At 72.3% G+C, this 10832-nt stretch carries 9 protein-coding genes; 4 read left to right on the top strand and 5 right to left on the bottom strand.

The genetic code is table 11. The features are described 5' to 3' along the window. Positions 1–10: 10 nt before the first annotated feature. Positions 11–598: a GNAT family N-acetyltransferase gene (locus ACIPY5_RS05480; RefSeq protein WP_400967601.1), complete on the bottom strand. Its 588-nt coding sequence runs from the start codon at positions 596–598 to the stop codon at positions 11–13. 248 nt (positions 599–846) lie between these two features. On the opposite strand from ACIPY5_RS05480, the gene ACIPY5_RS05475 reads away from it, so the two are divergent. Further along, positions 847–1803, top strand: a complete 957-nt coding sequence (locus ACIPY5_RS05475) for a hypothetical protein (protein ID WP_400967598.1) — start codon at positions 847–849, stop codon at positions 1801–1803. Between the two features lie 196 nt (positions 1804–1999). Here the strand turns inward: ACIPY5_RS05475 and ACIPY5_RS05470 are convergent, their stop codons facing one another. Together ACIPY5_RS05470 and ACIPY5_RS05465 are read right to left on the bottom strand one after the other, a co-directional pair. Further along, positions 2000–3694 (bottom strand): phospho-sugar mutase, encoded by a 1695-nt coding sequence (locus ACIPY5_RS05470; RefSeq protein WP_400967595.1) that lies wholly within the window; start codon positions 3692–3694, stop codon positions 2000–2002. Beyond that, positions 3691–4521, bottom strand: a complete 831-nt coding sequence (locus ACIPY5_RS05465; protein ID WP_309338675.1) for a purine-nucleoside phosphorylase — start codon at positions 4519–4521, stop codon at positions 3691–3693. Before ACIPY5_RS05465 ends, ACIPY5_RS05470 begins: the two co-directional genes overlap by 4 nt. 175 nt (positions 4522–4696) lie before the next feature. On the opposite strand from ACIPY5_RS05465, the gene ACIPY5_RS05460 reads away from it, so the two are divergent. Then, a complete protein-coding gene (locus ACIPY5_RS05460) occupies positions 4697–6145 on the top strand; it encodes an NAD(P)H-quinone dehydrogenase (RefSeq protein WP_309338672.1) in 1449 nt (482 codons plus the stop codon). Positions 6146–6232: 87 nt separating this feature from the next. Here the strand turns inward: ACIPY5_RS05460 and ACIPY5_RS05455 are convergent, their stop codons facing one another. Continuing rightward, entirely contained in the window at positions 6233–8002 is a 1770-nt protein-coding gene (locus ACIPY5_RS05455; RefSeq protein ID WP_309338669.1) for a biotin carboxylase N-terminal domain-containing protein, read from the bottom strand. Positions 8003–8107: 105 nt separating this feature from the next. Continuing rightward, positions 8108–8767, bottom strand: coding sequence for a Maf family protein (locus tag ACIPY5_RS05450; RefSeq protein WP_400967590.1), 660 nt, complete (start codon positions 8765–8767; stop codon positions 8108–8110). Positions 8768–8845: 78 nt separating this feature from the next. Between ACIPY5_RS05450 and ACIPY5_RS05445 the strand changes: the two genes are divergently transcribed. Both ACIPY5_RS05445 and ACIPY5_RS05440 read left to right on the top strand, forming a co-directional pair. Further along, positions 8846–10120 carry a class I SAM-dependent RNA methyltransferase gene (locus ACIPY5_RS05445; RefSeq protein WP_400967587.1) on the top strand — a complete coding sequence of 425 codons (1275 nt, stop codon included), beginning with the start codon at positions 8846–8848 and terminating at the stop codon, positions 10118–10120. A gap of 28 nt (positions 10121–10148) precedes the next feature. Continuing rightward, a complete protein-coding gene (locus ACIPY5_RS05440; RefSeq protein WP_309338659.1) occupies positions 10149–10814 on the top strand; it encodes a response regulator transcription factor in 666 nt (221 codons plus the stop codon). Positions 10815–10832: the final 18 nt, after the last annotated feature.

The following is a 10832-nucleotide window of genomic DNA, read 5'->3' as shown; positions in this document are numbered from 1 at the left end:
CGAGCGGGGCTCAGCGGCGCCTGTCGAGTCGCGCGTCGAGGCCGTTGCGGACGGCGGGCCACTCGTGGGGGAGGATCGAGTACACCACGGTGTCGCGGAAGGCGCCGTCGGCGCCGATGCGGTGGTTGCGCAGGATCCCGTCCAGCTTCGCTCCGAGCCGCTCGATCGCGGCGCGCGACTGCCGGTTGTGGAAGTGGGTGCAGAACTGCACCCTGATCGCATCGCACTGCTCGAAGGCGTGGCCCAGCAGCAGGCGCTTGGCCGACGGGTTCACGGCCGTGCCGTGCACCTCGGGCGAGAGCCAGGTGTAGCCGATCTCGACCGTGCGATAGGCCTGCGCGATGTCGCAGAACGTCGTCATCCCGACCGCGCGCCCCGTGGCGAGGTCGACGATCGCGAACGGGTTCATGGCGCCCTCGGCGTGCAGCGCACGGCGCCGCGCGATCTCTGCGGCGACGCCCTCGGCCGACGGCACCGAGGTGTACCAGCGGTCCTCGAGCCCGGCCGTGGCGAGGGCGAGGTCTTCGGCGTGATCGGGGCTCAGCGGCTCCAGCCGCACGAAGTCGTTCTCGAGGGTGACGGGTGCCGCGAAGTCCATGCACCGAGCGTATCGGGGCCGCGGTGCCCCTCCCGCACGGGGCGGGTTTTGGGTGGCGGGCTTTGCCGTTTTGGGGCGTCCCACGCCACGAATTCCGTGCGGGACACGCCCCACAACGTGAGAACGCGCCCCGAAACGGGGGATGCACGCCCCGAATGCCGCCCTCCACAGGCCGCATCGTCGACGAGTTCGCCACGTATTCCGGGCACGATGGCCTGCGGGATGGACCGGCGGCTCAGGATGGGGCGATGGCGCTCCTCATCCCCGCGGTGCATCACGCCGCAGAGCTCGGCCGCATACGCCGCACGGCGACGGGCATCCGGGTGGCGGACGACGGCCGGGACCTCGAACGGATCCGGCCCGGCGTCTACGCGCATCGGCAGGACTGGGCCGCCGCGACGCCCGAGGGACGGGTGATCGCCCGGGCGCACGCGCTCGGGCTGATCTCGGATGACGCCGTGTTCTCGCACGAGACCGCCGCCGCGCTGCACGGGCTCCCGCTGTTCCGCCCCGATCGGACGCGCGTGCATCTCACCGTGTCGCACGCGCGTCCCGGATCCGCGGTCGGGACGATCCGGCATCGCGGATCCGTGCCGGAGGAGGAGATCGTCGAGATCCGCGGACTGCGTTGCACGACGCTCGAGCGCACCGTCGCGGACGTCGCGCGCACGGCGGGCTTCGAGAGCGCCGTGGTGGTGGCGGACTCGGCGCTGCGGGCACGCTGCGTCGCGGGACCGGCGACCTACGACGAGGATGCGGCGGCGGGCGTCCGAGACGCCGCTCACGGTATCGCGCAGCGCTTCGCGCATGGGCGACGGCGTGCGGACCGGGTTCTGGCGTTCGCCGATGGCCGCGCTCAGCTTCCGGGCGAGAGCATCAGCCGGATCCGGCTCGTCGAGCTCGGCTTCCGGAGCATCCGGCTTCAGGCGGAAGTACCAGGGCCCCACGGGTCGTACTTCGTGGACTTCGCGCTCGACGATCCCGCGGTCATGGCCTTCGGCGAGTTCGACGGCGCGGTCAAGTATGCCGATGCGGACATGCTCGCCGGCCGGAGCAGCGCAGAGGTGTTCGACGAGGAGAAGCAACGCGAGGACTGGATCCGAGGCGCCACGCAGCGCCGCTTCGCACGGTGGGGCTGGGGCCACATCGAGACGGCGCCCCTTCTCGGGCGGCGTCTCGCCGCGTTCGGCATCCGGCCGGCCTGATCCGGGGGACGTGGCCGGCCCGATCCGGGGCGCGGTCGGCCGGTTTCGGGGGACGTGATCGCCCGATTCGGGGCGCGATCACCCGTTTTGGGGCGCGTCTTGACCGGAGATCCCGGTGGGACGCGCCCCAAAACGTCGAAGCGCGCCCCAAACCAGGGCCCAGAGCCCAGGGCCCGGGGGAAACCGCGGACCCGGGTCAGCCGAGGCGGGCCAGCAGTTCGCGGATCGAGGAGTCGAGCGCGGCGACGGCGGCGCGGGCCGCCTCGCCGGAGTCGGCGCGTGCGTCGAGGTACACCTTGAGCTTGGGCTCGGTGCCGCTCGGGCGCACGATCACCCGGGAGCCGTCGGCGAGACGATAGCGCAGCACGTCGCCGGCGGGAGCTCCCTCGGCGGCCGTGAGGAGATCCTCGACCGACGCGATCGCGGTCTCGCCGAAGGCGGCGGGGGGATCCTGCCGCAGCGCGGCCATGATCCGGCCGATCACGGCGACGTCATCGACGCGGATCGACACCTGACCGCTCGCGAAGTGGCCCACTTCGGCGGCGACCTCGTCGAGCAGGTCGGCGAGCGTCGCGTCACGACCGCGTGCCTCCGCGGCGAGGCCGAGCAGGGCGACCGCGGCCGAGATGCCGTCCTTGTCGCGCACCGTCTCCGGGTTCACCAGGTAGCCCAGGGCCTCCTCGAAGCCGAACGCGATGCCCGGAGCACGGGAGATCCACTTGAAGCCGGTGAGCGTCTCGTGGAAGTCCAGCCCGTAGCGCGCGGCGACCGCGCCGAGCGCGGGGGAGGACACGAGAGAGCACGCGAGGGAGGTCCCGGGAGCTGCGGGGCCGTCCGCGGTCACCGCACGCGCGGCGCGCCAGCCGAGCAGCAGGCCCACCTCGTTGCCGGTGAGCCGGCGCCAGCCGCCCTCGGCGCTCTCGTCGGGGATGCCGACGGCGAGCCGGTCCGCGTCGGGGTCGTTCGCGATCACGAGCTCCGCGCCCAGCGTGCGCGCCTTCGCGAACGCGAGGTCCATCGCGCCGGGCTCCTCGGGGTTGGGGAAGGAGACGGTGCGGAAAGCGGGATCGGGGTCGCGCTGCTCGCTCACGGTCCACGGCGCCGGGTACCCCGCCTCGCCGATGATGCGGGAGAAGGTCTCCCAGCCCACCCCGTGCATGGCGGTGTAGACCCAGCGGAGCCCCGCGGTGCCGACCGGGGCCGGTGCCACGGCGGCGGTCGCGGCGACGTACGCCTCGACGATGTCCTCGCCGGCGGTCTCGTAGGCCTCGGAGCGCGGGATGCCCAGCGCGTCGCCGCGGTCGGCCACCTGCTGGATGTGCGCCGCGATCTCGGCGTCGGCGGGCGAGACGATCTGGGAGCCCTGATCCGCACCGCCGAGATAGACCTTGTAGCCGTTGTCGTTCGGCGGGTTGTGGCTCGCGGTGACCATCACGCCGGCGTCCGCGCCGAGGTGGCGCACGGCGAACGCGAGCACCGGGGTCGGCAGCAGCCGAGGCAGCAGGATCGCCCGCAGCCCTGCACCGGCGAAGATCTCGGCGGAGTCCTTCGCGAACACGCGGGAGTTCTTGCGACCGTCATAGCCGATGACGACGGTCGGCGCCGTGCCCTCCGGCGCCTTCTCCGACAGGTATGCGGCGAAGCCGGCGGCGGCCTGCGCCACCAGCACCCGGTTCATCCGATTCGACCCGGCGGCGAGCTCGCCGCGAAGGCCTGCGGTGCCGAAGGCGAGACGCGTGGAGAAGCGGTCGGCGAGGTCGGCGAGGGCCGCCTCGTCACCGGATCCGGCGCTCGTGATGAGACCGGCGAGCTCGTCGCGGGTCTCGGGGTCGGGATCCTGACGCAGCCAGGCGCGCGCCTGCGTGAGCAGCGTCGCCTCCTGCGCGCTCACAGCGCCCCGATCACGCGGGCCAGCAGGTCCGAGATGACGGGCTCCGCCTCTCGTCCCGCCTCGATCACCTCGGCGTGGCTGAGCGGGGTCTTCTGGATCCCCGCGGCGAGGTTCGTGATGAGCGAGAAGCCGAGGATCTCCATGCCGGCCTGCCGGGCGGCGATCGCCTCGAGCGCGGTCGACATGCCGACGATGTGGCCGCCGATGGCCTTCGCCATCTGCACCTCGGCCGGGGTCTCGTAGTGCGGGCCGCGGAACTGCGTGTAGACGCCCTCGTCGAGGCTCGGGTCGATCGTGCGGGCGAGGTCGCGCAGGCGCGCGCTGTACAGGTCGGTGAGGTCGATGAAGGTCGCGCCCTCGAGCGGCGAGTCCGCGGTGAGGTTGAGGTGGTCGCTGATCAGCACCGGCTGCCCGGGCTTCCAGGTCTCGCGGATCCCGCCGGCGCCGTTGGTGAGCACCATGGTCTTGGCTCCGGTGGCAGCGGCGGTGCGCACGCTGTGCACGACGCGGCGGACGCCGTGGCCCTCGTAGTAGTGGGTGCGCGCGCCGATCACGAGCACGTTCTTCCCGCCGGGGGTGACGATGCTGCGGAGCGTGCCGACGTGGCCCTCCAGCGCGGGCTTGGAGAAGCCGGTCACCTCGGTGGCGGGGATGGTCGCGACGGTCTCGCCGATGAGCTCCGCGGCCTTGCCCCAGCCGGAGCCGAGGGTGACGGCGATGTCGTGACGCTCGACACCGGTGAGCCGGTGGATGTCGGAGGCGGCCTCAGCGGCGATCGCGAAGGGGTCGGCACTCGGGTCGTCGAGGGGGTGGTTCCAGTCAGCCATGAGATCGAGGATACGGCCCCGCGCCCTGAGCGGGCGAGGAGGGCGCGGAAGAGCGGGACGCGCATCCGCCCGCGCTCACGATGGTGCCGTGGGGACGGAACGCGCGGCGAACGGGGAGGGAACGCTTTCCCGCCCGCGGGCCGGCTGATCCCGGCCGCGCGGCGGATACGGAAGAATGGATCCCATGACCTTGATGTTCGAGCGCTCTCAGCGTGTCGCCGTGCTCGGTGGCGGTCCCGGCGGTTACGAGGCGGCGCTCGCCGCAGCCCAGCTCGGGGCGGAGGTGACGCTCGTCGAAAGGGTCGGCGTGGGCGGATCCGCGGTGCTGACCGACGTGGTGCCCTCCAAGAGCCTGATCGCCACGGCCGACGCGGCGGTCGCGATCAGCGAGGCCAGCGACCTCGGCGTGCAGTTCTACGCGAAGGGCGCCGAGGGCAAGCCGCTCAAGCCGCAGGTCGCGATCAACCTCGCCGCCGTGAACAAGCGCCTGATGGCGCTCGCGGGCCAGCAGTCCGAGGACATGCGGACGACGCTGCTCGACGCGGGCGTGACGATCCTCTCCGGCCACGGCCGCCTGGACGGCCCGAACGCGATCGTCGTCGCCACCTCCGTGGACGGCACCGAGTTCGACCGCGTCGAGGCCGACACCCTCATCGTCGCCGTGGGCGCCTCCCCGCGCGAGCTGGACTCCGCCAAGCCCGACGGCGAGCGGATCCTCACCTGGACGCAGCTGTACGACATGAAGACGCTGCCCGAGCACCTCATCGTGGTCGGATCCGGGGTCACCGGTGCCGAATTCGCCTCGGCGTACATGAACCTCGGTGCGAAGGTCACCCTGATCTCCAGCCGCGACCAGGTGCTCCCCGGCGAGGACCAGGACGCCGCGCACGTGCTCGAGAAGGTCTTCAAGCGCGGCGGCATGCAGGTGCTGTCCAAGTCCCGGGCCGACAAGGTCGAGCGCACGGCCGACGGCGTCACCGTGACGCTCTCGGACGGCCGCACGGTCGAGGGCAGCCACTGTCTGATGGCGGTCGGATCCATCCCGAACACGGCCGGGATCGGCCTCGAGGACGTCGGCGTCGAGCTGACCGCGTCGGGCCACGTCCGCGTCAACAGGGTCGCGCGCACCTCGGTCTCCAACATCTACGCGGTCGGCGACTGCACCAACTTCTTCCCGCTGGCCTCGGTGGCCTCGATGCAGGGCCGCACCGCCGTGTTCCACGCCCTCGGCGACATCGTGATCCCGCTGGAGAAGCTCAAGATCACCGCCAACATCTTCACCGCCCCGGAGATCGCGACGATCGGCTTCTCCGAGAAGGACATCGAGGACGGCGTGGCCGACGGCATCGCCTACAAGCTGCCGCTCGCCGCGAACCCGCGCGCCAAGATGCAGGGGATCCGCGACGGCTTCGTCAAGATCATCGCCCGCAAGGGATCCGGAACGGTGATCGGCGCCGTGATCGTCGCCCCGCGCGCGTCGGAGCTGATCTACCCGCTCGCGATCGCCGTGGAGCGCCGCCTCAACGTCGACCAGGTGTCGCGCGTGTTCGCCGCGTACCCGTCGATCACGAGCAGCATCACCGACGCCACGCGGGCGATGCACCAGGTCTACATCGCGAACTGACGCGGATGCGAAGAAGCGGCGCCCCCTTCCGGGGAGCGCCGCTTCTTCGTATCGCGGTCCAGCGGCCTGCGAGGCCTCCTGGTCCGTTCAGCTGATCGTGAGGAGCTGGTGGCCGGCCGACACGGTCGCACCGGCGTCGGCGTTGATGTTGCCGATCACGCCGTCCTTGTGCGCCTGCAGCGGCTGCTCCATCTTCATCGCCTCGAGGACGACCACGAGATCGCCCTTGACGACCTGCTGGCCCTCCTCGACGGCGACCTTGACCACCGTGGCCTGCATCGGCGACTTCACCGCATCGCCGGACGCGCCCGCGTTCACGGTCTTGGCGTGGCTGCGCCGGGACGGCGGCACCGCGGCGGGACGCCCGCCGGTCCCGACGACGGAGGCGGCCACGCGGTCGGGCAGGCTGACCTCGAGGCGCTTGCCGGCGACCTCGACGACGACCGTGTGCCGGCCCTTGGGCTCGGCCGCGGCCTCGAGCTCGCCGTCCCAGGCGGGGATGTCGTTGACGAACTCGGTCTCGATCCAGCGCGTGTAGACGCCGAAACGGCCGTCCTCGGCGGTGAAGGCGGGGTCGTTCACGACCTTGCGGTGGAACGGCAGCACGGTCGGCAGGCCGGAGACCTCGAACTCGTCGAGGGCGCGACGCGAGCGCTCCAGGGCCTCTGCACGGTCCTTGCCGGTCACGATGATCTTCGCGAGAAGGGAGTCGAAGGCGCCGGAGACGACATCACCGGCGGTCACGCCGGAGTCCAGGCGCAGGCCGGGACCGCCGAAGGTCTTGAAGACGTGGATCGGGCCCGGCTGCGGCAGGAAGCCACGGCCCGGGTCCTCGCCGTTGATGCGGAACTCGATCGAGTGGCCCTGCGGCGCGGGGTCGTCGTAGTCGATGGTGCCGCCGGCCGCGATGCGGAACTGCTCGCGGACGAGGTCGATCCCGGTGACCTCTTCGGAGACCGGGTGCTCGACCTGGAGACGGGTGTTCACCTCGAGGAAGGAGACCGTGCCGTCGGCGCCGATGAGGAACTCGCAGGTTCCGGCTCCGACGTAGCCGACCTCCTTGAGGATGGCCTTGGACGCCGAGTACAGCAGCGCGTTCTGCTCATCCGTGAGGAACGGCGCAGGCGCCTCCTCGACGAGCTTCTGGTGGCGGCGCTGCAGCGAGCAGTCGCGCGTCGAGATGACGACGACGTTGCCCTCGGCGTCCGCGAGGCACTGGGTCTCGACGTGGCGCGGCTTGTCGAGGTACTTCTCCACGAAGCACTCGCCGCGGCCGAAGGCGGCGACGGCCTCGCGGGTCGCGGACTCGAACAGCTCGGCGACCTCGTCGAGTTCGCGCGCGACCTTGAGGCCGCGCCCGCCGCCGCCGTAGGCGGCCTTGATCGCGATGGGCAGGCCGACCTTCTCGGCGAAGGCGACCACCTCGGCGGCCGACTCGACCGGGCCGGGGGTGCCGGGGGCGAGCGGCGCGCCCACCTTCTCGGCCACGTGGCGCGCAGTGACCTTGTCGCCCAGCGCCTCGATCGCCTCGGGGGAGGGGCCGATCCAGACCATGCCGGCGCCGATCACGGCACGGGCGAAGGCGGCGTTCTCGGCGAGGAAGCCGTAGCCGGGGTGCACGGCGTCGGCTCCGGCGCGGCGGGCCACCGACAGGATCTTGTCGATCTGCAGGTAGGTGTCGGCGCTCGTGGATCCGTCGAGGGCGTAGGCCTCGTCGGCCAGGCGCGTGTGCATGGCGTCACGGTCCTGGTCCGCGTAGACGGCGACGGAGGAGAGACCGGAGTCGCGCGCGGCGCGGATGATGCGGACGGCGATCTCGCCGCGGTTGGCGACGAGCACCTTGGCGATGTCAGGCATGAATGTCAGCCTATCGACAGCGCCGCCGATATTTTTGACGACTCTCCACAAGAATCGGCGCGGATCACGTCCCGGATCCTACGAAGCGGTCCCTCGGGAGTCGACTCAGGACGAGTGCGGCACCGCGTTCCACAGGTCGGTCCAGCGGATCCCCAGCCGTCCGGCGAGGTGCCGGAGGGTGGACAGCGACATGCCGACGACCGTGGAGGGATCGCCGTCGACGCGCTCGATGAAGGCGCCGCCCAGGCTGTCCACGGTGAAGGCTCCCGCGACGAGCAGCGGTTCGCCGGTGGCGACGTAGCGCTCGAGCTCGGCGTCGTCGATGTCGGCGGCGAACGTCACCGCGGCCTCGGCGACCGCGTGCGCCTCTTCGGCGGGTGCGCCGGGGCGCACCAGGATGACGCTGTGCCCGGAGTGCAGCACGCCGGTGCGGCCGCGCATCGCATGCCAGCGTGCGAGCGCGCGCTCCGGCGTGTGCGGCTTGCCGTGCACCTCGCCGTCGAGTTCGAACATCGAGTCGCCGCCGATCACGATGCCGTCGAACTCCGGATGCGTGTCGGCCATCCGCGCGGCGACGTCGGCGGCCTTCGCGCGGCCGAGCAGCAGCACGACCTCCTCCGGAGCGAGAGGTCGGCCGAGGCGCTCCGCCTCGGCCGCGGCGACCGCGTCCTCGTCCACATCGGGGCTCAGGCACAGCGGTTCGATGCCGCTCTGCCGGAGCAGGGCGAGCCGGGCGGGCGAGGTCGAGGCGAGGCACACGCGCATGCGTCAACGCTAGCGGTGCGGCGGCCGCGGATCCTGAACCGGCGGCGGGCGGGCGCCGAGGTCTGGGATGATCGAGGGGTGACCGATTCCCACGCGTCCGAGGGCGCTCTTCTCGACCTCGACGTGACCGCCATCGCGCACGGCGGCGTCTTCATCGCCCGGCATGAGGGGCGCGTGGTGTTCGTCTCGGATGCGATCCCCGGTGAGCGCGTGCGCGCGAGGCTGACCGACCCTCCGGCAGGCGCAGGGGCCGACGGTGCCGACGCGCGCTCGTTCTGGCGGGCCGAGACCGTCGAGGTGCTCGACGCCTCCCCGCATCGGCGCCCGCATGTGTGGCCGGAGGCCGACGTGTCGCGTGCGCCGGAGCAGCGGCCGGGAGGTGCGGACCTCGGGCACATCGACATCGATCACCAGCGCGTGCTCAAGCGTCGGGTGCTGCAGGAGGCCCTGGATCGCTTCGCCGGGGGAGGGATCGACGCCCCCGAGGTCGAGGGGACCGGAACCGACGAGAACTGGCGCACGAGGGTCACCCTGCATGTGGACGGCCAGGGAGGGATCGGCCCCTTCGCGGCGCGGAGCCATCGCGTGGTGCCGGTCGCCGAGCACGTGCTCGCCCGTCCCGCGATCGACGCGGCGGCGCGCGAGCTGCGCGGGCTCCCCGAGGGGCGGATCGAGCTCGTCGAACCCGCCGACGGCGAGGTGCGCCGCGTGCTGCGCACCGAGGCCGCGCGCGTCGCGCGCGGAGCCAGGCGACGTCGCGGCCCGCGGCGGCCCGCTCCCGAGACCATCGTCGAACGCGTCGGCGAGCGCTCCTTCACGCTGGACGCCGACGGCTTCTGGCAGATCCACCCGGCTGCCGCGGGACTCCTCGACGGCGCCGTCGCCGAGCTGCTCGACGGGCGGGTCGATCCGGACGCCGCGCACCTCGACCTGTACGGCGGGGTCGGCCTGTTCTCGGCGACTCTGGCGCGGCTCGGCGCGCGACGGATCACCACGGTCGAATCCTCGCCTCGCGCCACCCGGCACGCGGCCGCGAACCTCCGCGATCTCGGCGTGCAGGCGGTCACGGCGCGGGTGGATCGGTTCCTGCGCACGGACGATGCGGCGACCTGGGGCGCCGCCGGCGGCGCCGTGATCCTGGATCCGCCCCGCTCCGGCGCCGGACGCGCGGTCGTCGAGGACGTCGCCGCGCTGGATCCGGCGGCGATCGCCTACGTGGCCTGCGACCCGGTCGCGCTCGCCCGGGATCTCGCCACGTTCCGCGGCCTGGGGTTCGAGCCGCGGGCGCTGCGCGCGTTCGACCTGTTCCCGCACTCCCATCACCTGGAGACCGTGGCTCTGCTCACGCGGTGAGCCGCGCCGGGCGGGATAGGGTGAGACAGTGAGCAGCGTAGCCCTGATCGACGACCACGAGTCCGTTCGTCTGGGACTCGCCGCCGCGCTCGAGCGGGCGTCCTTCGACGTCGTCTTCGCGGGCGCCGGCGTCGCCGAGTACCTCGACGCCCGAAGCCGCGCGGGCAGCGCCCCGGCCGACGTCGTGGTGCTCGATCTCACGCTGGGCGACGGCACCACCGTGACGGAGAACGTCACCCGGCTCGTCGTCGACGGGTCGAGCGTGGTCATCCACAGCGTGGCCGACCGCCCGGTGTCCGTGCGCGAGGCGCTCGCGGCAGGGGCCGCGGGCGTCATCAGCAAGTCCTCGCCGCTGGACGACGTGATCGCCGCGGTGCGCACGGTCGCGCGGGGCGAGGCACTGAACAATGTGGAGTGGGCGAACGCGGTCGACGGCGACACGGCGTTCGCGGACGCCCAGCTGTCCACCCGTGAGCGCGAGGTGCTCCGCCTCTACGCGACCGGACTGCCGCTCAAGGTCGTGGCGGAGCGGCTCGGCGTCGCCTACTCGACGGCCAAGGAGAACATCACCCGGATCAGGGTCAAGTACGTCGAGGTCGGGCGCCCCGCCCCCACCAAGGTCGACCTGCTGCGGCGCGCGATGGAGGACGGCATCGTGGAGACGGCGCAGGAGGATCCGCAGGGTGTCTCCTGAACCGAGCGGACGCGGCAG

The sequence above is a fragment of the Microbacterium sp. NPDC089698 genome (assembly GCF_044749045.1).
Lineage (GTDB): Bacteria > Actinomycetota > Actinomycetes > Actinomycetales > Microbacteriaceae > Microbacterium.
This window is presented reverse-complemented; position numbering and strand designations above follow the sequence as displayed.